12 protein-coding genes, 1 tRNA gene and 11 pseudogenes are annotated in these 22,462 nt (G+C 70.2%); 18 read left to right on the forward strand and 6 right to left on the reverse strand.

Annotated elements, in window-relative coordinates; all coding sequences use genetic code 11:
• Nucleotides 1-36 precede the first annotated feature (36 nt).
• Nucleotides 37-348 carry a hypothetical protein gene (locus QQK29_RS12705; RefSeq protein ID WP_284300783.1) on the reverse strand — a complete coding sequence of 104 codons (312 nt, stop codon included), beginning with the start codon at nucleotides 346-348 and terminating at the stop codon, nucleotides 37-39.
• Here QQK29_RS12705 and QQK29_RS12710 point away from each other — a divergent pair.
• Complete coding sequence (locus QQK29_RS12710) at nucleotides 341-697, forward strand: hypothetical protein (RefSeq protein ID WP_284300785.1); 357 nt, start codon at nucleotides 341-343, stop codon at nucleotides 695-697. The two genes, QQK29_RS12705 and QQK29_RS12710, sit on opposite strands and share 8 nt — an antisense overlap.
• Before the next feature lie 10 nt (nucleotides 698-707).
• Here QQK29_RS12710 and QQK29_RS12715 read toward each other — a convergent pair whose 3' ends face one another.
• From QQK29_RS12715 to QQK29_RS12730, 4 genes and pseudogenes are all read right to left on the reverse strand, one after another.
• Nucleotides 708-1,331: a SigE family RNA polymerase sigma factor gene (locus QQK29_RS12715; protein ID WP_284300787.1), complete on the reverse strand. Its 624-nt coding sequence runs from the start codon at nucleotides 1,329-1,331 to the stop codon at nucleotides 708-710.
• 165 nt (nucleotides 1,332-1,496) lie between these two features.
• Nucleotides 1,497-2,695: pseudogene (locus QQK29_RS12720) on the reverse strand (glycerate kinase).
• 38 nt (nucleotides 2,696-2,733) lie between these two features.
• Nucleotides 2,734-2,806, reverse strand: a tRNA-Arg gene (locus QQK29_RS12725).
• A 60-nt stretch (nucleotides 2,807-2,866) separates the two neighbouring features.
• On the reverse strand, nucleotides 2,867-3,454 hold the full coding sequence (locus QQK29_RS12730; protein WP_284300789.1) for an arginyl-tRNA synthetase: 588 nt from the start codon (nucleotides 3,452-3,454) through the stop codon (nucleotides 2,867-2,869).
• A 67-nt stretch (nucleotides 3,455-3,521) separates the two neighbouring features.
• On the opposite strand from QQK29_RS12730, the pseudogene argS reads away from it, so the two are divergent.
• From argS to prmC, 9 genes and pseudogenes are all read left to right on the forward strand, one after another.
• Nucleotides 3,522-5,181, forward strand: a pseudogene (gene argS, locus QQK29_RS12735) (arginine--tRNA ligase).
• A gap of 121 nt (nucleotides 5,182-5,302) precedes the next feature.
• A pseudogene (locus QQK29_RS12740) lies at nucleotides 5,303-5,878 on the forward strand (LmeA family phospholipid-binding protein); the annotation flags it as partial.
• A gap of 206 nt (nucleotides 5,879-6,084) precedes the next feature.
• A pseudogene (lysA, locus tag QQK29_RS12745) lies at nucleotides 6,085-7,517 on the forward strand (diaminopimelate decarboxylase).
• Nucleotides 7,518-7,526: 9 nt separating this feature from the next.
• A pseudogene (locus QQK29_RS12750) lies at nucleotides 7,527-8,857 on the forward strand (homoserine dehydrogenase).
• 6 nt (nucleotides 8,858-8,863) lie between these two features.
• A pseudogene (gene thrC / locus QQK29_RS12755) lies at nucleotides 8,864-9,960 on the forward strand (threonine synthase).
• Complete coding sequence (thrB, locus tag QQK29_RS12760) at nucleotides 9,957-10,895, forward strand: homoserine kinase (RefSeq protein ID WP_284300792.1); 939 nt, start codon at nucleotides 9,957-9,959, stop codon at nucleotides 10,893-10,895. Before thrC ends, thrB begins: the two are co-directional and overlap by 4 nt.
• A gap of 54 nt (nucleotides 10,896-10,949) precedes the next feature.
• The gene (gene rho / locus QQK29_RS12765; RefSeq protein ID WP_431308697.1) at nucleotides 10,950-13,082 is read left to right on the forward strand and encodes a transcription termination factor Rho; all 2,133 of its coding nucleotides are present in this window, start codon (nucleotides 10,950-10,952) and stop codon (nucleotides 13,080-13,082) included.
• 3 nt (nucleotides 13,083-13,085) lie between these two features.
• Nucleotides 13,086-14,167: pseudogene (gene prfA / locus QQK29_RS12770) on the forward strand (peptide chain release factor 1).
• A gap of 39 nt (nucleotides 14,168-14,206) precedes the next feature.
• Nucleotides 14,207-15,054, forward strand: a pseudogene (prmC, locus tag QQK29_RS12775) (peptide chain release factor N(5)-glutamine methyltransferase).
• A gap of 147 nt (nucleotides 15,055-15,201) precedes the next feature.
• Here the strand turns inward: prmC and QQK29_RS18090 are convergent.
• Nucleotides 15,202-15,675, reverse strand: a pseudogene (locus tag QQK29_RS18090) (HAD family hydrolase); the annotation flags it as partial.
• A 79-nt stretch (nucleotides 15,676-15,754) separates the two neighbouring features.
• Here QQK29_RS18090 and QQK29_RS12785 point away from each other — a divergent pair.
• The 8 genes and pseudogenes from QQK29_RS12785 to atpA all read left to right on the forward strand — a co-directional run bounded on the left by QQK29_RS12785 (nucleotide 15,755) and on the right by atpA (nucleotide 22,433).
• Nucleotides 15,755-16,429 (forward strand): annotated as a pseudogene (locus tag QQK29_RS12785) (L-threonylcarbamoyladenylate synthase).
• The gene (locus QQK29_RS12790; protein WP_431308796.1) at nucleotides 16,426-17,727 is read left to right on the forward strand and encodes an MraY family glycosyltransferase; all 1,302 of its coding nucleotides are present in this window, start codon (nucleotides 16,426-16,428) and stop codon (nucleotides 17,725-17,727) included. Before QQK29_RS12785 ends, QQK29_RS12790 begins: the two are co-directional and overlap by 4 nt.
• Before the next feature lie 85 nt (nucleotides 17,728-17,812).
• Nucleotides 17,813-18,169: a Cg1360 family ATP-synthase-associated protein gene (locus QQK29_RS12795; RefSeq protein WP_284300798.1), complete on the forward strand. Its 357-nt coding sequence runs from the start codon at nucleotides 17,813-17,815 to the stop codon at nucleotides 18,167-18,169.
• Between the two features lie 228 nt (nucleotides 18,170-18,397).
• On the forward strand, nucleotides 18,398-19,090 hold the full coding sequence (atpB, locus tag QQK29_RS12800; protein WP_284300800.1) for a F0F1 ATP synthase subunit A: 693 nt from the start codon (nucleotides 18,398-18,400) through the stop codon (nucleotides 19,088-19,090).
• A gap of 62 nt (nucleotides 19,091-19,152) precedes the next feature.
• Nucleotides 19,153-19,374, forward strand: coding sequence for an ATP synthase F0 subunit C (atpE, locus tag QQK29_RS12805; RefSeq protein ID WP_284300801.1), 222 nt, complete (start codon nucleotides 19,153-19,155; stop codon nucleotides 19,372-19,374).
• 46 nt (nucleotides 19,375-19,420) lie between these two features.
• Nucleotides 19,421-19,975 carry a F0F1 ATP synthase subunit B gene (locus QQK29_RS12810; RefSeq protein WP_284300802.1) on the forward strand — a complete coding sequence of 185 codons (555 nt, stop codon included), beginning with the start codon at nucleotides 19,421-19,423 and terminating at the stop codon, nucleotides 19,973-19,975.
• Nucleotides 19,976-20,766: pseudogene (locus tag QQK29_RS12815) on the forward strand (F0F1 ATP synthase subunit delta).
• Between the two features lie 35 nt (nucleotides 20,767-20,801).
• Nucleotides 20,802-22,433: a F0F1 ATP synthase subunit alpha gene (atpA, locus tag QQK29_RS12820; RefSeq protein WP_284300804.1), complete on the forward strand. Its 1,632-nt coding sequence runs from the start codon at nucleotides 20,802-20,804 to the stop codon at nucleotides 22,431-22,433.
• The last annotated feature ends 29 nt before the right edge of the window (nucleotides 22,434-22,462 follow it).

Consider the following 22,462-nt stretch of genomic DNA (forward strand, 5'->3'; position numbering starts at 1 on the left):
CCCGGATCGTGTGGCGCGTCCACGCCCGTACGGATCCTATTGCGCGGCGGCGACCACGACCGGGGCGAATCCCGACTCGATGACGATCATCGCGCCATCGTCGCCCTGGATCGCGAACACGGCATCCGCGTCATAGCTGCCGGCCTCGAGCGGTGCGCCGGTGCAGTCGACCGCCTGGAAGGGAAGGCTGACGGAGGTCTGCTGGCCCGCGACGAGGTCGAGGGCGGAGAGCTCGAGTTCCGTGCGGGCGGTGCCGACGATCACCCCGTCGCGGGCGAGCAACACCGCGGGAGCGCTCGGCAGGGTGCCGGTGAGCGGATCGGCGCTGCCGTTCACGAGCGTGAGCACGATCGCTCCACCCGACGCCTCCTGGGTGAGCGTCAGGGTGACGCCGGCCGGTGCCGGATCGCCTTGGTGGAGGAGGCTGGCAGCTCGCGGGCAGATCCTGCTGGAGCACGCGGTCGTCCTGCTCGGCGCTGTCGGCGCCCGCCGCGAGCGACCCGGCCTCATCGCCCGCGCTCAGCGAGCCCGGGCCCTGCGCTCCCAGGCCGACGGCCACGGGCACGACGAGCGCCACCGCGGCCAGCCCGCCGAGCGCGCCCGCGGCGATCCGCTTCGGGCGTCGCCGGGCACGCGCGCGGCGGATGACGACGTCAGCGTCGAGACGCGGCTCGGCGCCCTGCTCGCGCCGCAGTAGCTTGCGCAGTTCATCCTCGGTGGGCACGGTCGCCCTCCTTCGCGTCGGACGTGGAGCGGATGGCGCGGGTGGCCGGCCGCAACGGTGTCGTGCCGGTGCCGGGCCGCGCACCACCCGGCCCCAAGCGGTCGGCGACGGTGCCGTCGTCAGCGAGAGCGATCGCCATCTTCGCAAGGCCATCGCTCAGGTACCGCTTGACCGCGCCGGAGCTGATACCGAGCGTCGCGGCGATGTCATCGACCTTGAGGTCGTCGTAGTAGCGCAGCACGAGGCAGGCGCGCTCACGCGGAGCGAGCTTGCGCAGTTCCTCGTGCAGATCCAGGCGCAGGCCCGTCGCCTCGTCGGTGGCGGGCAGTTCGTCGGGCACGTACTGAGTCGGGGCGACCTTGCGCCAGCGGCTCACTCGTCGGCCGCGATCGAGGGAGGCGTTGAGGATCGCGCGCCGCACGTAGGACTCCGCGCTCGCCACCGTGAAGCCGTTGCGCAGGCGTCCGAAGGTGCGCACGAGGGCGTCCTGCACGAGGTCGGCCGCATCGTCGGCGCTCCCGGTGAGCAGGATCGCGTAGCGCAGCAGGGCGTCGCCGCGCTCGGCGACGAGTTCCGTCACGACGCGTTCCCACGAAGCCTGTGCCACGGAATCCTCCCCTCTATCTCTTCAGACGCCGAGCACGCCCCGAACGTTGGTGTGGCCACAGAATCGTGCCAGTTGGTCGATTCCCACCCGCCATAGCGACCAACTGGCACGATTCTGGCCCACCGAGCGGCGTTGGGGGGATCTTTTGCGGGCAGTCCGGTGTTGCTAGGGCTGAGCGTCGCGCGCGAGCGCGCGCCCGGCCTCGGTGAGCCAGCGCGCCGGGTCGGACATCGCGACTGATGCCGTGCCGGCGAGACGACTGAGCGAGACGGCCGCGCCGCGGTCATCCGTTCCGTCGGCGAACGATCCGGCGACGAGGGCGACGGGCGTGCCCACGGCATCCGCACGGCGGAGCACCGCGCTCACGACCTTGCCGCCCGCCGAACTCGCGTCGACGCGGCCCTCACCCGTGATGACGAGGTCGGCGGATGCGATCGCCGCCTCGAGCCCGGTGAGGCGCGCGATTGCGTCGGAACCGGATGCGAGGCTCGCCCCCACGCGGTGCGCAACCCGTAGGCGGTACCGCCGGCGGCGCCCGCGCCCGGCGCGTCGGGCTCGCCGCCGAGCACCGTGGCCAGGCGGACGAGAGCCGCGTCGAGCGCGTGCACGTCGTCGGGCGTCGCACCCTTCTGCGGTCCGAACACGGATGCCGCCCCGCGCGGTCCGGTGAGCGGTGCGTCGACGTCGCACCACAGGGTCAGCTCGGCCGGAGGAGGGCGCAGGCCGCTCAGCTCGATGCTCGCCAGGATCGCGAGTGCGCCGCCGCCGTCGCGGAGTGGATGCCCGTCTGCATCGAGGAAACGGGCGCCGAGTGCCGCGAGGGCGCCCGTGCCGCCGTCGGTCGAGCCGGAGCCGCCGAGCCCGATCACGATCCGCTCCGCACCGGCGTCGAGCACGCGCGCGAGCAACTCGCCGAGCCCTCGCGTGGATGCACCGAGAGGATCCGGCGCGGCCATGTGAACGAGCCCTACGCAGTCGGCGAGCTCCACGAGCGCGCGGCCGTCGGGAAGGGCGAGCCAGCGGGCGCGCGCCGGGCGACCATCCGCTCCGGTGACCGATCCTGCGGTGCGGAGCACGGCATCCGGCACCGCTCGCGCGACCACCTCGAGCGTGCCGACGCCGCCGTCGGCCTGCGGCAGCTCGAGCACCTCGTCGCCCGGGCGCACCTCGAGCCAGCCCGCGGCGATCGCGGATGCGGCGGCCGCGGCCGTGCTCGACCCCGTGAACGAGTCGGGGGCCACGACGATCCGCATGGCATCCAGTGTGGCGGGTCGTGCCCTCGCGCCCCACCGCACGGCCGTCACGCGGCGGTGCCGCGCGCCGGAACCGGCGGCGGGGACCCCGGTGTAGAAGGGTCTAGACATGCGAAAGCCCCGCACAAGTGCGGGGCTTTCGCATGTCGTGCCCTCGACACGATTCGAACGTGCGACTTCTTCCTCCGGAGGGAAGCGCTCTATCCACTGAGCTACGAGGGCGAGGCACTCAGGTTATCAGTTGCGGATCGCCGCCCGACGCACGCGACGTCGCCCGCGCGGCTACAGCGCCGCGAGCACGGAGGCGACGATCGGCTCGGCGTCCCCCGGCTCGAAGAACGCCACCGAACGCACGACGACCCAATACGCGCCATGGAACACGACGGCCTCACCGACGCCGCCCGTCACCGCGAAGTAGGCCTCGTCGGAGCCGTAGGTGGGCACCATCGTGCTCGAGCCGTTCGTGGCGTTCGCCTTCGCCTCGAGTGTGTCGCGGTCGAACGAGGCGACCGAGATGTCGATCGTCTCGCCGCTCGTGCCGTTCTGCCAGCGGCAGACGACCCCCTGCGCGGCGTCCGCCTCGGCGGCGGGCGTGCCGGCATCCGGCGTCCACGAGCCGAGCAGGCTGAAGTTCGGGTTGTAGTCGTACATCGCCTGCAGCGAGACCAGCGAGGTGCACGGCACATCCACGGGGGTCGAGCTCGGCGCCGCGGCGGTCTCGGAGGGCTCGGGACTCGGCGTCGGCGACGAACTCTCGCTCGGCGTCGCGCTGCGCGTCGGAGCAGGTTCCGGCGTCGTGCACCCGGCCAACAGCACGGATGCCACAAGCAGAGCGGATGCGGAGGTCACGAGAGCGGCGGCGCGGGGCATGCCTCCATTCTGACCTGCCACGTGGTCCGGGCCGGCGCGACGGGCGGGGCGGCTAGGATCGAACCTCGTGAATCCCGCCGAACTCGCCGCCGTCCTGCTCGACCACGTGCGCCGGGCGGCCGCCGAGCGCGGCGCAGATCCCGACACCATCGCTCCCGAGGACGTCACCCTCGAACGCCCCCGCAATCGGGACCACGGCGACTGGGCGTCCAACGCGGCCCTCAAGCTCGGCAAGCGCCTCGGCGTGCCGCCGCGGGAACTCGCCGATGCGCTCGCGGCGTCCCTCGCCGAGATCGACGGCATCGCGGGCGCCGAGGTCGCCGGACCGGGCTTCCTCAACATCCGCCTCGACGCGGCGGCCGCGGGCGCGCTGGCCTCGCGCATTCTCGAGCTCGGTGAGAGCTACGGCCGCGGCACGCTCTACGAGGGCGTGCGCATCAACCTCGAGTTCGTCTCGGCGAACCCCACCGGCCCCATCCACATCGGCGGCACCCGCTGGGCTGCGGTCGGCGACAGCCTGGCCCGGCTCATGGAGGCGCAGGGCGGCCTCGTCACGCGCGAGTACTACTTCAACGACCACGGCGCCCAGATCGACCGCTTCGCGCGCAGTCTCGTCGCGGCGCACCGCGGTGAGCCGGCTCCGGACGACGGCTACGGCGGCAGCTACATCCTCGACATCGCGGCGCGCGTCGAGGCCGACTACCCGGGGATCTCGACGCGCTGCCGCGTGCCGAGCAGCAGGAGGTGTTCCGCGAGCTCGGCGTCGCCCAGATGTTCGGGGAGATCAAGGCGAGCCTGCACGACTTCGGCGTCGACTTCGACGTGTACTTCCACGAGAACTCGTTGCACGACTCGGGTGCCGTGGAGCGCGCCGTCGCGCGCCTGCGCGAGCTCGGCCACATCTACGAGGCCGACGGCGCCACCTGGCTGCGCACGACCGACTTCGGCGACGACAAGGATCGGGTCGTCATCAAGTCCGACGGCGAGCCCGCCTACATCTCGGGCGACCTCGCCTACTACCTCGACAAGCGCGAGCGCGGTTTCGAGCGCTGCCTCATCATGCTGGGCGCGGATCACCACGGGTACGTCAAGCGCCTCATGGCGATGACGGCGGCGTTCGGGGATGTTCCCTACGTCAACCACGAGATCCTCATCGGCCAGCTCGTCAATCTGCTGAAAGACGGCGAACCGTTGCGGATGTCGAAGCGAGCGGGCACCGTCGTCACGATGGAGGACCTCGTCGACGCCGTCGGCGTGGATGCGGCCCGCTACGCGCTCGTGCGCAGTTCGATCGACTCCAACATCGACATCGACCTCGACCTGCTCACCAAGAAGACGAACGACAACCCGGTCTTCTATGTGCAGTACGCCCAGTCGCGCACGCGCGCCGTCGACCGCAACGCCGCAGCGGCGGGGTCACCCGGGAGGGCTTCGACCCGTCACTGCTCGCGCACGAGACCGAGAGCGAGCTGCTCGGCGCGCTCGCCGAGTTCCCCCGCATCACCCTGCAGGCGGTCGAGTTGCGCGAACCGCACCGGATCGCGCGCTACCTCGAGGAGCTCGCCGGCTCGTATCACCGCTGGTACGGCTCATGCCGCGTCATCCCGCTCGGCGACGAACCGATCGAGGCCGTGCACCGCGCCCGCCTCACCCTCAACGACGCGACGGGGCAGGTGCTGCGCAACGGCCTCGGCCTGCTCGGCGTCTCGGCCCCCGAACGGATGTGACATGAGCGCCACCGCGGCATCGCCCGTCGAGCTCGCCCCGCGGCGGCGGCGACGCGCGTGGCCGTGGGTGCTGGTGATCCTCGTGGTGCTGCTGGCGGCTGCCGCCGTCGCGGCGGACGTGCTCGTGCGGGGCATCGCCGAGAGGGTCATCGCGCAGGAGCTCAGCTCTGCGCTCGACGTGCCCGACGACGCATCCGTGGAGGTGCGGATCGGCGGGGGATCGGTGCTGTTGCAGGCGCTCGCCGGCGGACTCGATCGCGTCGATGTCACCGTCGACGACCTCACGCTGGGACCGCTCACGGGGGATCTGACGATCGTCGCGGAGGGTGTGCCGCTCGACCCCGGGGCGGCGACGCGGGAGCTGCGCGGACGCTACGCGATCCCCGAGGAGGCCCTGTCGGCTCTCGCGCCCGAGGTCGCGGGGGCGACGGTCGACGACGTGCACGTCGACGGATCGGAGGTGGTGGCCGGCGGCAGTGCCGTGATCTTCGGCGCGACGCTCGAGTTCGGCCTCGGACTCACCCCTCGATCGTCGACGGGGATCTCGCGGTCGACCCCACGAGCGTGCGGATCGGTGCCGACACCTTCACGGCCGAGCAGTTGCGCGCCAACCCGCTGTTCGGGGGTCTCGCCGACGCCATCCTGCAGCAGCGTCGCGTCTGCATCGCCGATCGCCTGCCTGCCGCGCTCACCCTGACGAGCCTTCAGGCCGGAGGGTCCGAGCTCGTCGCGACGCTCGACGCCTCGGGTGTGCCGCTCGGGGGCGACGCTTTCCAGCAGCGAGGCGTCTGCTCCGCGTGAGTCGGATGCGGTCCGGCACCTCCGCTAAGATCGAGGTGGCTTCAGGGACCAAGCCGGGTTCGCTCGCCTCACTCTTCGTTCCGACGTGCCCGTGAGGTTCGCATGACCGCCAATCCCCTCGCCCCCGAGTGGCTGAGGCCCCCGTCGACGCCAACGCGCTCGCGCCGGGCGTCTGGCCCGCATCCGCCGACCGCGCCGACTCCGGCGCGCTGAGTTTCGGGGGTGTGCCCGCGACCGCACTGCATGCCGCCTACGGAACCCCGCTCTACATCGTCGACGAGCAGGAGGTGCGCGATCGCGCCACCCGCATCCGCGAGGCGTTCACGGATGCCTTCACGCCCCTCGGTGTGCAGGCCGCCGTCTACTACGCAGGCAAGGCGTTCCTCACGATCGAGGTCGCCAGATGGATGACCGAGCTCGGGCTCAACATCGACGTGTGCAGCGGGGGAGAGCTCGCCGTCGTGGAGCTCGCGGGGGTCGACCCGCGTCGGGTGGGCCTGCACGGCAACAACAAGAGCCTCACCGAGATCGACCGTGCGGTCGAGTTCGGTGTGGGCGCGATTGTTCTCGACAGCGTCGTCGAGATCGACCGTGTCGCGCGCGCCGCCGAGCGGTACGGGCGCGTGCAGAACGTCCGGCTGCGGATCAACAGCGGCGTGCACGCCTCGACCCACGAGTACCTCGCGACCGCGCGCGAAGACCAGAAGTTCGGCATCCCCGTCTCCGACGCGTCCGCGGCCGTCGCGGCGATCCGCTCGCACGCGAACCTGCGCTTCCTCGGGCTGCATTCGCACATCGGCTCGCAGATCTTCGACTCTGCCGGGTTCGCGGAGGCGGCACGCCGTCTGCTCGCGCTGCACGCGGAACTGCTCGAGGGTGGCGAGATCCCCGAGCTCAACCTCGGCGGCGGCTTCGGCATCGCCTACACGAGCGTCGACGAGGTGACCCCCATCGAGCAGCTCGCGACCGAGCTCGCGGAGGTCGTGAGCAGCGAGTGCGCGCGCCTCGGCATCCCGGTGCCGACCGTCGCGATCGAGCCGGGCCGGGCCATCATCGGCCCCGCAGGCGTAACGCTCTACGAGGTCGGCACGGTCAAGGACGTCACGGTCGACGATCGCGCCGTGCGCCGCTACGTGAGCGTCGATGGCGGCATGAGCGACAACCTGCGCACCGCCCTGTACCACGCCGACTACACCGTGCGCATCGCCAACCGTGCCTCGGATGCGGATGCCGCCCTCGTGCGCATCGCGGGCAAGCACTGCGAGTCGGGTGACATCGTGGTGCGCGACGACTACCTGCCCGGCGACGTGCAGCCGGGCGACCTCGTGGCGGTGGCGGCCACGGGCGCCTACTGCTGGTCGCTCTCGAGCAACTACAACTACCTCGGCCGCCCTGCTGTCGTCGCCGTGCGCGACGGCGGCAGCCATGTGCTCGTGCGCCGGGAGAACGAGCACGACCTGCTGCGTCGCGACGCGGGCTACTCCTCGGCCGCCGAGGACATCGATGTCGACTCCATCCTCGACCGGGAACGTTGAACCACACAGATGATCGAATATAGAAACCTCCGCGTCGCGCTTCTCGGGGCCGGCTCCGTCGGCGCCCAGGTCGCATCCCTGCTGCTGCGCCACGGCGAGGAACTCGCGAGTCGGGTCGGTGCGGGGCTCGAACTCGTCGGCGTCGCGGTGCGCGACCTCGACGCCCCGCGTACCGCCGAGATCCCGAGCGAACTGCTCACGACCGACGCGCGTTCGCTCATCCTCGGCTCCGACATCGTGATCGAGCTCATGGGGGGCATCGAGCCGGCGCGCGAGTATCTCGAGCTCGCCCTCACCTCGGGAGCGGATGTCATCACCGCCAACAAGGCGCTGCTGGCGACCCACGGTCCCGAGCTGTTCGCGATCGCCGAGCAGGTCGGCGCCCAGCTCTACTACGAAGCCGCCGTGGGGGCGCGATCCCGATCATCCGCCCTCTGCGCGACAGCCTCGCGGGCGACCGCGTGGTGCGCATCCTGGGCATCGTCAACGGCACCACGAACTACATCCTCGACCGCATGGACCAGGGCGGAGACACCCTCGAGGAGGCGCTCGCGGTCGCGACCGAGCTCGGCTACGCCGAAGCCGATCCGACGGCCGACATCGAGGGCTTCGACGCCGCGCAGAAGGCCGCGATCCTGGCGAGCCTGTCGTTCCACACCACGGTGCCCGTCGACGCGGTGCACCGCGAGGGGATCACGGGCATCACCCGCGAGCAGGTCGTCGCCGCCCAGAAGAGCGGCTTCGTCGTCAAGCTGCTCGCGGTGTGCGAGCGCCTCGTCGACCCGGTCACGGGGGAGGACGGCGTCTCGGCGCGCGTGCACCCCGCCCTCATCCCCGTGAGCCACCCGCTCGCGGCCGTGCACGGCGCCAACAACGCCGTGTTCGTCGAGGCCGAAGCCGCGGGCAGCCTCATGTTCTACGGCGCAGGCGCCGGCGGGCTCCAGACGGCATCCGCGGTGCTCGGCGACCTCGTCTCGGCGGCACGCCGACACGTCGTGGGCGGCCCGGGTGTGGCGGAGTCGACGCACGCCGATCTGCCGATCCTGCCGATCAGCTCTGTGACGACGCGCTACCAGATCCGGTTGAGCGTGCTCGATCGCCCAGGCGTGCTCGCGCGCATCGCGACGCTGTTCTCGGAGCACGGCGTCTCGGTCGAGGCAGTGCAGCAATCCGTGACGAACGTTGACCCCGACGGTCACGAGGCGAATACACCCGGCGCTACGCTGGTCATCGGCACGCACCGGGCGACGGAGGCCGCGCTCGCCGCGACGGTCGCCGCACTCGCCGAAAGTCCCGTCGTCGCGCGGGTCGAGAGCGTGCTCCGGGTCGAAGGACAGTAGGAGAACATGGCTCACCAGTGGCGCGGCGTGCTGCGCGAATACGCAGATCGCCTCGACGTGTCGGATGCGACACCCGTCATCACGCTCGGCGAGGGCGGTACGCCGCTCATCCCCGCCGCCGCACTCTCCGCGCGCACGGGCACCGAGGTGTGGGTCAAGTTCGAGGGCATGAACCCGACGGGTTCCTTCAAGGACCGCGGCATGACGATGGCCGTCTCGAAGGCCGTCGAGCACGGCGCGAAGGCGATCATCTGCGCCTCGACCGGCAACACCTCCGCCTCGGCGGCCGCCTATGCCACCCACGCCGGCATCACGGCTGCGGTGCTCGTGCCCGAGGGCAAGATCGCGATGGGCAAGCTCGCGCAGGCCATCGCGCACGGCGCGGAGCTGCTGCAGGTACGCGGCAATTTCGACGACTGTCTCGACATCGCGCGCGATCTCGCCGCGAACTACCCCGTGCATCTCGTGAACTCCGTGAACAACGACCGCATCGAGGGCCAGAAGACTGCGGCCTTCGAGGTCATCGAGGTGCTGGGCGACGCGCCCGACTTCCACTTCATCCCGGTCGGCAACGCCGGCAACTACACCGCCTACGCGCGCGGCTACCAGGAAGAGGCCGTGCGCGGCGCGAGCACGAAGCGTCCGCGGATGTTCGGGTTCCAGGCCGAGGATCGGCTCCGATCGTGCGCGGTGAGATCGTGCGCGACCCCGATACCATCGCCTCCGCGATCCGCATCGGCAATCCCGCATCGTGGGAGCTCGCCCTCACCGCGCGCGACGAGACCGACGGATACTTCGGCGCGATCAGCGACGCCAAGATCCTCGAGGCGCACCGCATCCTCTCGAGCGAGGTCGGCATCTTCGTCGAGCCCGCGTCGGCGGCGAGCGTCGCCGGACTGCTCGAGCGTGCCGAGGCGGGCGTGCTGCCTCGCGGCGCGCGCGTGGTGCTCACGGTCACCGGGCACGGGCTCAAGGACCCGAACTGGGCGCTCAAGGCCGCCGACGGCTCGGATGTGGCGCCCACGAGCGTCGACGTCGACGTGGCCGAGGTCGCCGAGGTGCTCGGCCTGCGTGCGCAAGCGTCAGCGACGGCGTCTGCATGAGCCTCCTCGGCCGCACGGTCACGGTGCGGGTGCCGGCGACGACGGCCAACCTGGGCCCGGGCTTCGACACGCTCGGCATGGCGCTCGCGGTCTACGACGAACTGCAGGTGACCGTGCGCGAGCAGCCGGGCGCAACCGTGCGCGTGATCGGCGTCGGTGAGGGCGAGGTGCCCACCGACGAGACCAACCTCGTCGTGCGCTCCATCGCCCATGCCTTCGCCGCCGTCGGGCAGGAGTTGCCCGGGCTCGACCTCGTGGCGCACAACACCATCCCGCACGGTCGGGGGATGGGTTCCTCGGGCGCCGCGATCGTCTCGGGGATCATGGCGGCGAAGGGCCTGCTCGAGGGTGTCGTCGAGTTCGACGCCGACCGTCTGCTCGCCCTCGCCACCGACCTCGAGGGCCACCCCGACAATGTCGCGCCTGCCCTGTTCGGCGGGCTCACCATCACCTGGGTCACGCCCGACGGACCGCGCTTCAAGAAGCTCATCGTGCACCGCGGCGTCAGCCCGCTCGTGGCGGTTCCGCACGAGCGCACGATGTCGACGGCGCTCGCCCGCAGCCTCCAGCCCGAATCGGTGCCCCACGAGGATGCGATCTTCAACGTCTCGCGCTCGGCGCTGCTCATCGCGGCGCTCGTGCAGAGCCCCGAGCTGCTGCTCGCCGCGACCGAGGACAAGCTGCACCAGAGCTACCGCGCGAGCGCGATGCCAGAGACGGATGCCCTCATCCACCTGCTGCGTGCCGATGGGCTCGCGGCGGTCGTCTCGGGCGCCGGGCCGTCGATCCTCGTGCTGGGTTCCGACCCCGGGCAACGGCTGCGTGCGGCCGAGCTCATCGAGCAGCACGCCGAATCGACGTGGGAGTGCCTGATGCTCGCCGTCGACTTCCGGGGTGCTACAGTGGTGCTGCACTCAGACGACGCCGCAGCATAGCTGCCGCGAGGGTGCATTCCACTGGCACTCGCCGCTTGCGGTTTCCCGCATCTCATGCAACCCGAACCGCATCGCGCGGTGCCTCCAGCCCGGGAAGTTCTGTGCCCGGGGCGAAAGGACGATCCAGTCGTGACCGACACCACCATCCCCACCGACGCCGTGGGGGACCGCGCCGCTCTCAGCCGTCTGCGCCTTCCGGAGCTTCAGGCTCTCGCGAGCGCGCGCGGTATCAGCGGCGTTTCCCAGATGCGTAAAGGAGCTCTCGTGGACACTCTCTCCGAACTTCCTGCCACCGACGGCGACGCCGTGACCGATGCGGTCGACGCGCCCGCCAGCGAGCAGCCTGTCAGCGAGCAGCCTGCGGGCGAGCAGACCGCTGCGGCCGAGGCGGCCGATGCCGCGCCCGCCGAGCAGCCGAGCTCCGAACCCGCACCTGAGCAGCCGGAGCCCGAGCAGCGCGAGGTCGAGCAGCCGGCAGGTGAGCAGCCTGCGACGGAGCAGCCCGCTGCCCCCGAGCCCGCCGCCGAGCAGCCCGCTCGCGGCCGCCGCGGATCGCGCCGTGCAAGCGTTCCCTCCGCGGATGCCGCCGCCATCGCCGCCGCGCTCCCGGTTGCGGAGACCCCCGAGCAGCCGCAGCAGCGTCGCAGCGCCGCACAGCACGCCGCACAGGCCGAGCTCGGTCTCGAGCTCGACAAGCTCGTGCCCGCCGCCGAGAAGGAGGGCGAAGCCGAGACCGACGGCGAGACACAGCAGTCCGGTCGTCGCAACCGCAACCGCCGGGGTGGCCGTGGCGGTCAGAACGGCCAGCAGCAGAACGGCCAGCAGCAGGACGGCGGCGACGCCGAGGGCCAGGCTGGTCAGCAGCAGGGCGGCCAGCAGCAGGGCGGCCAGCAGCAGGGCGGCCAGCAGGGCAACCAGGAGCAGGGCGAGGGGCGTCGTGGGCGCAACCGTGACCGCAACCGGAACCGCCGCGGTGGCAACCTCGACGAGCTCGAGCCGGAGATCTCCGACGACGACGTGCTCATCCCGATCGCCGGCATCCTCGACGTGCTCGACAACTACGCGTTCGTGCGCACCACCGGCTACCTGCCCGGCCCCTCCGACGTCTACGTGTCGCTCGGCCAGGTCAAGAAGTACAACCTGCGCAAGGGCGACGCGGTCGTCGGCGCGATCCGTCAGCCGCGCGACGGCGATTCGGGCGGCGGACGCCAGAAGTACAACGCGATCGTCAAGATCGACTCCGTCAACGGGCAGAGCGTCGACGAGGCCGCGGGCCGCGTCGACTTCGGCAAGCTGACCCCGATCTACCCGAACGAGCGGCTGCGCCTCGAGACGACGCCCGAGAAGCTCTCGACGCGCATCATCGACCTCATCGCGCCCATCGGCAAGGGTCAGCGCGGCCTCATCGTCGCGCCGCCCAAGGCCGGCAAGACGCTCATCCTCCAGGCCATCGCCAAGGCGATCGCCGAGAACAACCCCGAGGTGCACATCATGGTGGTGCTCGTGGACGAGCGGCCCGAAGAGGTCACCGACATGCAGCGCTCGGTCAAGGGCGAGGTCATCGCGTCGACCTTCGATCGTCCCGCCGAAGACCACACGACGGTCGCGGAGCTCGCCATCGAGCGCGCCAAGCGCCTCGTCGAGCTCGGCAACGACGTCGTCGTGCTGCTCGATTCGATCACGCGTCTCGGCCGCGCGTACAACCTCGCCTCTCCGGCATCCGGACGCATCCTCTCGGGTGGCGTGGACGCATCCGCGCTCTACCCGCCGAAGCGCTTCTTCGGCGCCGCGCGCAACATCGAGGGCGGCGGCTCGCTGACGATCCTCGCGACCGCGCTCGTCGAGACCGGATCGAAGATGGACGAGGTGATCTTCGAGGAGTTCAAGGGCACCGGCAACATGGAGCTCCGGCTCTCGCGTGCCCTCGCCGACAAGCGCATCTTCCCGGCCGTCGACATCTACGCCTCGAGCACCCGACGCGAAGAGGAGCTGCTCTCGCCCGAGGAGGTCAAGATCACCTGGCGCCTGCGTCGTGCCCTCGCCGGTCTCGAACTGCAGCAGCAGCTCGAGGTCGTGCTCTCCAAGCTCAAGGAGACGGGCTCGAACGTCGAGTTCCTCGTGCAGATCCAGCAGTCGCTGCCGAGCGGCACGGGGAACGGCAACGGTCACGCGGCCCACAAGGGCTGATCGGTGTTCGAGTCGGTCCAGTCGCTGCTGGCCGAGCACGAGCAGCTCCAGCAGCAGCTCGCGGATCCTGCGATCCACGCGGATGCGGCGCGCGCGAAGAAGGTCAACCGGCGCTACGCCGAGCTGAGCCAGATCGTCGCGGCGCATACCGCGTGGCAGCAGGCGCAGTCCGACGCCTCGGCGGCGCGTGAGCTCGCGCGCGAGGACGACGCCTTCGCCGAGGAGGTTCCCGCCCTCGAGGATGCCGAGCACGCGGCCGAGGAGAAGCTGCGCCGCCTGCTCATCCCGCGCGATCCGGATGATGGCCGTGACGTGATCATGGAGATCAAGGGCGGCGAGGGCGGCGAGGAATCCGCCCTGTTCGCCGCGGATCTGCTGCGCATGTACCTGCACTATGCGGAGTCCCGCGGGTGGAAGACCGAGTTGCTCGAGCGCAACGAGTCCGACCTCGGGGGTACAAGGACGTTCAGGTGGCCATCAAGTCGAACGCCACCGATCCCGCCGACGGCGTGTGGGCGAGCCTCAAGTACGAGGGCGGCGTGCACCGCGTGCAGCGCGTGCCGGCGACTGAGTCGCAGGGCCGCATCCACACCTCCACGACGGGCGTGCTCGTGTTCCCCGAGGTCGACGCGCCCGAAGAGGTGCAGATCGACCCGAACGATCTGAAGATCGACGTGTACCGCTCGTCGGGTCCGGGCGGCCAGTCGGTCAACACGACCGATTCCGCCGTGCGCATCACCCACGTGCCCACGGGCATCGTCGTGTCGATGCAGAACGAGAAGTCGCAGCTGCAGAACCGGGAGGCCGGTATGCGCGTGCTGCGCGCGCGTCTGCTCGCCCGGCAGCAGGAGGAGCGGGATGCCGCTGCATCCGACCAGCGTCGCAGCCAGATCCGCTCCATGGACCGCTCCGAACGCATCCGCACCTACAACTTCCCCGAGAACCGGATCGCCGACCACCGCACGGGCTACAAGGCCTACAACCTCGACCAGGTGATGAACGGCGCCCTGCAGCCGATCCTCGACTCGTGCATCCAGATGGACGAAGAGGCGCGCCTCGCCGCCCTCGGTACCGAAGGTGGCTGAGGAAGCCGCGCCCCGCGCGACACGTCTCCGCACCCCACCATCGTCGAGCTCCGTGCCCTCGGCATCAACACGCTCGCCGACGCCGGCGTGCCGACGCCCGAGGTGGATGCCGAGCTGCTGCTCGCGCACGCGCTCGGGGTGAGCAGGGGGCAGCTGCAGGCCCGGGCCGTCACGGGCGCGACAGTGGCGGAGAGGGAGCGTGCCGCGTTCCTCACCGCCCTCGAGCGTCGCGCCGCCCGTGAGCCGCTGCAGCACATCACGGGGCTCGCGCCGTTCCGCTCGCTCGAGCTCGCGGTGGGCCCCGGGGTCTTCGTGCCGCGTCCCGAGACCGAGTTCGTCGCGCAGCTCGCCATCGACGCCCTGCTCGCGGTGCCGACGGCTCAGCCACTCGCCGTCGACCTCGGCACCGGCAGCGGCGCGATCGCCCTCGCTCTGGCGACGGAGGTGCCGCATGCGCAGGTCGTCGCCGTCGAGCGGTCGCCCGAGGCCCACGTCTGGGCGGAACGCAACGTACGAGCGTCGGGTGCCGACAACATCCGCCTCGTGCTCGGTGACCTCGCCGACGCCCTGCCCGAACTCGACGGCACGGTCGACGTCGTGGCCTCCAACCCGCCCTACATCCCCGACGAGGCCATCCCGCGCGATGTCGAGGTGCGGTTGCACGATCCCGCGGCCGCGCTCTACGGCGGCCCGGATGGACTCGACGTCGTGCGCGCCCTGTCGCGTCGCGCCCGTGCGCTGCTGAGGCCCGGGGAGCGCTCGTGATCGAACATGGCGAGCTGCAGGGCGCCGCGATGCGCGACCTGCTCACCTCCGATAGCTGGCGCGCCGTGGCGACGCACCGCGATCTGCTCGGTCGCGACCGGGTGACGACGGCCGTGCGCTGAGCTAGGCCGCCGCGCGCACCTCGGCGAACTCCTCGATCGCCGCGAGCAGTCCCTCGGCCGTGCCGTAGCGGTAGGTCGTGATGCCGAGGATGCCGCGGCCGCGACGTTCTCGGGCAGGTCGTCGACGAAGAAGGTGTCGGCGGCACTCGCGCCATAGTGCTCCAACACGCGCTCGAACACCACCGGATCGGGCTTCCGCGCCCCGTAGCGGCTCGTCGTGTAGAGGTGCTCGCCGAACAGCGGGGCGATCTCGGGCGCGATCTCCGCGAGGTTCTCCTCCAGCAACGGGCCGTTGTTGGTGAGCAGGCTCACCTGTCCGAGTTGCGCCGCCCGCCGCACCGCCTCGATCGCGTCCGGGCGGGCGCGCATCGCCGAGCGTCGGTTCGCCACCCAATCCTCGAGCGCGATCTCCCGCTCCAGGGCGGCGTTCTGCGCCGCGCGGTAGGCCGCGCCGTCCGCGAAGCCGCCCGCCTCGGCCGCCCCCTCTCCGCCCGCGTGCCACCAGCGGCGCCGCAGCTCGGCGAGGTCGTGCCCCGTGAGCTCGGTGAGACCGGCCATGCGGGCACGCCAGTCGTAGTCGTAGAGGACGTCGTCCATGTCGAAGAGGAAGAGCAGACTCATATCCCTCCATCCTCCCCGATGACGCGGTGAAAGCGCGGTGAGCCGTCTCTCGGCTCGACGCTCCTAGGATGGGAGGGCCATGGCGATCTACGACACCGGCGTCCCCGAACAACTTCTCACCGGGATGCGCCTCGCCCGCGGCGCCATCGGGCGCGGCGAGCTCGTCGTCATCCCCACCGACACGGTGTACGGTATCGCGGCGGATGCGTTCTCGCCCGAGGCCGTGCAGCGCCTGCTCGATGCCAAGGGGCGCGACCGCACGGCGCCGCCCCCGTGCTCGTGCCGGGCGCCCCGACGCTCGATGCGCTCGCCGACCCGGTCCCGGATGAGGTGCGGGCTCTCGTGGCCGAGTTCTGGCCGGGGGTCTCACCGTGATCCTCCGTGCGCGCGCCATGCTCGATTGGGATCTCGGGGAGACGCGCGGCACCGTCGCTTTGCGCATGCCGTCCGATCCGATCGCCCTCGAACTGCTCGCCGAGACCGGCCCACTCGCCGTATCGAGCGCCAACCGCACGGGGAGCCCGCCGCGCTGACGGCGGCCGACGCCGAAGCGATGCTCGGCGAGAGCGTCGCCGTCTATCTCGAGGCCGGAACCGCCGGAGGCGCGTACCCGGATGCCGCCGCGCACACGGGGTCGACGATCGTCGACGCGACGAACCTCGAGCATCCGGACGGCAAGCTGCGCATCGTGCGCCACGGGGTGATCCCCGACGCCGAGATCGTGCGCGTCGTCGGAGCCGATCGATGCGCCTGATCTTCTACATCGTGACCGCCGGCATCGCCGGGCTGGTCTCCTTCTCGTTCTCGCTCATCATCTGGAAACTCTCGACGCGGTTCCGGCTCTACCCGAAGATCCGGGCGCGCGACGTGCACACCCGTCCCACACCTCGGCTCGGCGGCGTCGCGATGTTCCTCGGGGTCGTGGTCGCGTTCGCGGTCGGCTCGTTCCTTCCGCCGCTCGCGATCGTCTACTCGCAGCCCGCGCACATCTGGGGCCTGCTGGGGTCGGCGCTCATGATCGTGCTGATCGGTGTCGCCGACGACATCTGGGACCTCGACTGGCTCACCAAGCTCGCGGGGCAGCTGCTCGCGGCGGCCCTGCTTGCCTGGAGCGGCATCCAGTTCCTGTCCTTCCCGCTGCCGAAGCTGTTCGGCGCCGGAGACGGATCGCGGTCGGTCATTGTGACGCTCGCGCCGTGGCAGTCGCTCGTCATCACCGTGATCGTCATCGTGCTCGTGATGAACGCCATCAACTTCATCGACGGGCTCGACGGTCTGGTCTCGGGCGTCGCGATCATCGCGAACGGCGTGTTCTCGGTGTACGTGTTCGCGATCTCGTCCGGACCCACCGGCCAGAGCGACTACTTCAACCTCGCGCAACTCATCTCGGCCGTGCTCATCGGTGCGTGCGTCGGGTTCCTGCCACTGAATTGGCATCCCGCCCGTCTCTTCATGGGTGACGCCGGCGCGCTGCTCGTGGGGTTGCTGATGGCCGCCTCGACGATCGCCGTGACAGGCCAGATCGACCCCAACCGCTTGGAGGAGACCGTCGGCAGCGCCCGTCAGCTCTTCCCGGCCCTCATCCCATTGCTGCTGCCGTTCGCGATCCTCGTGGTGCCGCTGCTCGACTTCGGCTTGGCCATCATCCGCCGCCTGCGCGCGGGCAAGTCGCCCTTCACCGCCGACCGCAAGCACCTGCACCACCGGCTGCTCGACATGGGCCACTCGCACCTGCACGCCGTGCTGATCCTGTACGCATGGACCGGCGCGGCCTCGATCGGCATGCTCCTGTTCCTGTTCATCGACACCTGGTGGGCCGCGCTCGCGACCGTTCTCGGCCTCGTGGTCTGCACGATCGTGACGCTCGCCCCGCTCAGCCGGCGCAAGGCCATCGAGTCGGTCGCGCAGAGCATGGACGCGGATGCCGCCGAGGCCGCCGTCGTCGCGCGTTTCGACCCGCTCGACGCCGCATCCGAACCGGATGCCGAACCGAGCGACAGCGCCGCCGCTGCCGCTCTCGACCTACTTCAGAAGAAGGAGGGCTCCGCATGAGCGCCCCTGCCCACAACCCGATCCTCGTCACCGCGCTGCGCTGGGGTGCCATCTTCGCGGCGGCTCTCGCGATCGTCGCCGGGGAGTGGGCCTCCTCGTGGGCGGCACGCCCGGCCTCTGGGGCGGCCTGCTCGGCTCGGTGCTCGCCTTCGCGTTCCTCGCCCTCACCGCAGGCAGCATGCTGCTCGGGCGGCGGCTCACCACCGACGATCCGAACAGCCCGTTGTTCTACGGGGTCGTGCTCGCGGTGTGGCTGGTCAAGCTCATCGTGTTCTTCCTCTTCATGTACTGGTTGCGCGATCAGCCGTGGCTGGATGCGTGGGTGTTCTTCTTCACGGTCATCGCCGCCGTCTTGGGCTCGCTCATCGTCGACGGCTTCGCGTTCGTGAAGGCCCGAACACCGATCGACGTCACGCTGCCCGACGACGAAAGTGCCGGGTAAGGACGTCCTGACCCGCCCCTCGGCCCTGATAGGCTGAGGGCAACCCCATTCACTCGCCGCGTGGTCGCACGCCCCGATCTTGGAGTCAGCGCTGCTAGCATCCGCCCTCACCCCCATGGCTCTCATCGACGACGACCATGGCAGCGGAGGCTTCCACGGACCGTCGCTGGGTGAGTTCTTCCCCCGGCGATCCTCTTCGAAGGCACGCCCTTCGAGCTCAACCGCATCATGCTCATCCGCATCGTCATCACGGTGCTGCTGATCGTCTGGCTTCTCATCGCCACCCGCCGGATGCGGATCGTCCCGTCGCGTGGTCAGGTCGCCAACGAGTTCATCCTCGGCTTCATCCGCAACAACATCGTGATCGAGACCCTCGGCGAGAAAGACGGCAAGCGGTTCATGGCGCCGCTGATGGCCATGTTCCTGCTCATCCTGGGTTTGAACCTCACGGGAACCGTGCCGTTCTTCAACATCGCGGGCACCTCGGTCATCGGTACCGCGCTCGTGCTCGCGATCGTCTCCTACGTGATGTTCATCTACGCGGGCATCAAGAAGTTCGGCATCAAGTACTTCAAGAACGCGTTGTTCCCGGCGGGTGTGCCGTGGCCGCTCTACGTGATCGTGACGCCCATCGAGTTCATCTCGACGTTCGTGCTCCGGCCGGTCACGCTCGTGTTGCGACTTCTCATGAACATGGTGGCCGGCCACCTGCTGCTCGTGCTGTGCTTCTCGGCGACCCACTTCTTCCTGCTCACGGTGCTGTTCACCGACGGCAACCTCCTCGGCCTGCTCGGTATCGGCACCTTCGCCTTCGGCGCCGCCTTCACCGTCTTCGAGATCCTGGTCGCTGTGCTGCAGGCCTATGTCTTCACCTTCCTCGCCGCCGTGTACATCCAGCTGTCGCTGGCGGAAGAGCACTGACCCGCCCCGCATCCGCCGGGCACAACCCTGCAAGATCCCTTCACAGAAAAGGAAAACATCCCGTGATCGTTGGATACCTCGCCCCTATCGCATTCGGCCTGGCCTCGATCGGCTCCGCCATCGGCGTGGGCATCGTCGTCGGCAAGACGATCGAGGCAGTCGCTCGTCAGCCTGAGCTGCAGGGTCGCCTGACCGGTCTGATGTTCCTCGGCATCGCGTTCACCGAGGCGCTCGCCTTCGTCGCGATCGCCACGGGCTTCATCCCGTTCACCGCCCCCGCCTGATCCGTCCGCATCTGCTGCTAGACAGCACTCACTGAAGGAGGTCGGGATGCTGCGTGCATTCTTCGACGTTCGTGCGGAGGAGCCACCCAACCCGCTCATCCCCGCGGATTACGACATCATCTACTCGTCGATCATCTTCGTCGCGCTGCTGATCGTCGTGGCGATCTTCGTCGTGCCGCGCATGAACCGCGCGCTCGACGCCCGCGCCGAGGCGATCGAGGGTGGTCTCAAGAAGGCTGAGGAGGCGCAGGCCGCTGCCAGCGCCGCCCGCGACGAGTACACCGCGCAGCTCGCGGAGGCGCGCGCCGAGGCGGCCCGTATCCGTGAGCAGGCGCGCACCGATGGGCAGGCGATCCTCGCCGAACTCAAGGAGCAGGCGCAGGCGGAGGCGGCGCGCATCGTCGCGAACGCCCAGACACAGATCGAGGCCGAGCGCTCCGCCGCTCTCGTCTCGCTGCGTTCGGAGGTCGGAAGCCTCGCGCTCGATCTCGCCTCCGGTGTCATCGGCGAGTCGCTCTCCGACGACAAGAAGGCCGCCGCCGTGGTCGACCGGTTCCTTGCGGATCTCGAGGCCGACGAGAAGGCGAAGGCGGGCAAGTAGATGGGATCGGCGTCACGCGAAGCACTCACGGCCGCGAAGCGCACGCTCGCGGCGGCTGGGGGCGTGTCCTCGCCACCGGTGAGCAGCTGCTCGCTGCGGGGCGGGCGATCGAGTCGTCGGGGCAGTTGCGCTCCGTGCTCGCCGACCCGGCCGTCGAGGCGGACCGCAAGGCGGGCCTGCTGAAGTCGATCTTCGGCACGCTCGACACGGCAGCCTCGCAGGTGCTCACGGGCGCCGTCTCGTCGCGCTGGTCGACGCCCGGTGAGCTCGTGGCCGGCATCGAGGAGCTCGGCATCCGCGCGATCGCGATCTCGGCCGGTCCTGATGCGGGCATCGAGAACGAGCTCTTCGCCTTCAGCAGCACGGTGTCGACCGATCACGAGCTCGAGCTCGCCGTCGGCAGCAAGCTCGGCGCTCCGGAGGCCAAGGCCGCCCTCGTCGACGCCCTGCTCGCCGGCAAGGTGCAGCCCGCGACCCTGGTGATCGTGCGGCACCTCGTGCAGAGCCCGCGCGGCCGCCGGATCGGGCAGCTGCTGTCCGGCGCGGCCGACATCGTCGCGGATGCCCAGGGCGCGATCGTGGCGACCGTCACGTCCGCCGTGCGGCCCGCACCCGCGCAACTGACGGCCCTCGAGAAGGCGCTGGCGACCCGCTACGGCCGCTCCTTGCGCATCAACCTCATCATCGACCCGACCATCGTCGGCGGCCTGCGCGTGCAGGTCGGCGACGACGTCATCGACGGAACCGTCGCGTCCCGCCTGGCCGACCTCCGCATCCGACTGGCCGGCTGACCCCGGCGCCCGACGCACCACTCCAAGGAAGAGACATGGCAGACATCACGATCAGCCCGGACGAGATCCGTTCCGCGCTCAAGGATTTCGTCGCCGGCTACGAGCCGGCCAAGACCACGACGACCGAGGTCGGCACCGTCATCGACGCGGCCGACGGCATCGCGCACGTCGAGGGGCTCCCGGGCGCCATGGCGAACGAGCTGCTCCGCTTCGACGACGGCACTCTCGGTCTCGCCCTCAACCTCGACGAGGACTCCATCGGTGTCATCGTGCTGGGTGAGTTCACGGGCATCGAAGAGGGCATGCCGGTCACCCGCACGGGCGAGGTGCTCTCCTCGCCGGTCGGTGACGGCTTCCTCGGTCGCGTCGTCGACCCGCTCGGCAACCCCATCGACGGTCTCGGTGAGATCGCGGCGGAGGGGCGTCGTGCCCTCGAGTTGCAGGCGCCCGGCGTGATGGCCCGCAAGTCGGTGCACGAGCCCATGCAGACCGGCATCAAGGCCATCGACGCGATGATCCCGATCGGCCGTGGCCAGCGTCAGCTCATCATCGGCGACCGCCAGACCGGCAAGACCGCGATCGCGATCGACACGATCATCAACCAGAAGGCCAACTGGGAGTCCGGCGACGTCGACAAGCAGGTGCGCTGCATCTACGTCGCGATCGGTCAGAAGGGCTCGACGATCGCGGCCGTGAAGGGCGCTCTCGAAGACGCCGGCGCGATGGAGTACACGACGATCGTCGCAGCTCCGGCATCCGACCCCGCGGGCTTCAAGTACCTCGCGCCCTACACCGGTTCGGCCATCGGCCAGCATTGGATGTACGGCGGCAAGCACGTGCTCATCATCTTCGACGACCTGTCGAAGCAGGCCGAGGCCTACCGCGCCGTGTCGCTGCTGCTGCGTCGCCCGCCGGGGCGCGAGGCCTACCCGGGCGACGTCTTCTACCTGCACTCGCGTCTGCTCGAGCGTTGCGCGAAGCTGTCGGACGAGCTCGGCGCCGGCTCGATGACGGGTCTGCCGATCATCGAGACCAAGGCGAACGACGTGTCGGCCTACATCCCGACCAACGTGATCTCGATCACCGACGGCCAGATCTTCCTGCAGTCCGACCTGTTCAACGCCAACCAGCGTCCCGCGGTCGACGTGGGCATCTCGGTGTCGCGCGTCGGCGGTGACGCCCAGGTCAAGTCGATCAAGAAGGTTTCGGGAACGCTCAAGCTCGAGCTGGCCCAGTACCGTGCGCTCGAGGCGTTCGCGCTCTTCGCATCCGACCTGGATGCCACGAGCCGTCGTCAGCTCGACCGCGGTGCGCGCCTGACCGAGCTGCTGCGCCAGCCGCAGTACTCGCCGTTCCCCGTCGAGCAGCAGGTCGTCTCGATCTGGGCCGGAACCAAGGGCAAGCTCGACACGATCCCCGTCGAAGACGTGCTGCGCTTCGAGGCGGAGCTGCTGGACCACCTCGGCCGCAACACGAAGATCCTCGACACCCTGCGTGAGACCAACGTGCTCGACGATGCCACCGAGGCGGAGCTCGAGAAGGCCGTGGACGCCTTCGTGCTCGAGTTCCAGCCCGGCGAGGGCGCTCCCGGTGTCGGCACCGAGGAGTTCGAGGCCACCGAGGTCGAGGACGTCAACCAGGAGCGCATCGTGAAGGGCAAGCGCTGATCCGCCTCGTCGGAACGCGCCCACAACGA

The sequence above is a fragment of the Homoserinibacter gongjuensis genome, from assembly GCF_030161875.1.
Classification (GTDB): domain Bacteria; phylum Actinomycetota; class Actinomycetes; order Actinomycetales; family Microbacteriaceae; genus Homoserinibacter; species Homoserinibacter gongjuensis.

Bases quoted from the DNA above. Each gene is read 5' to 3' on its own strand.
- rho (WP_431308697.1), top strand. From the start codon at position 10,950: ATGCAACCCGAACCGCATCGCGCGGTGCCTCCAGCCCGGGAAGTTCTG.
- atpB (WP_284300800.1), top strand. From the start codon at position 18,398: ATGCTCATCCGCATCGTCATCACGGTGCTGCTGATCGTCTGGCTTCTC.
- atpA (WP_284300804.1), top strand. From the start codon at position 20,802: ATGGCAGACATCACGATCAGCCCGGACGAGATCCGTTCCGCGCTCAAG.
- thrB (WP_284300792.1), top strand. From the start codon at position 9,957: ATGAGCCTCCTCGGCCGCACGGTCACGGTGCGGGTGCCGGCGACGACG.
- QQK29_RS12730 (WP_284300789.1), bottom strand. From the start codon at position 3,454: ATGCCCCGCGCCGCCGCTCTCGTGACCTCCGCATCCGCTCTGCTTGTG.
- QQK29_RS12810 (WP_284300802.1), top strand. From the start codon at position 19,421: ATGCTGCGTGCATTCTTCGACGTTCGTGCGGAGGAGCCACCCAACCCG.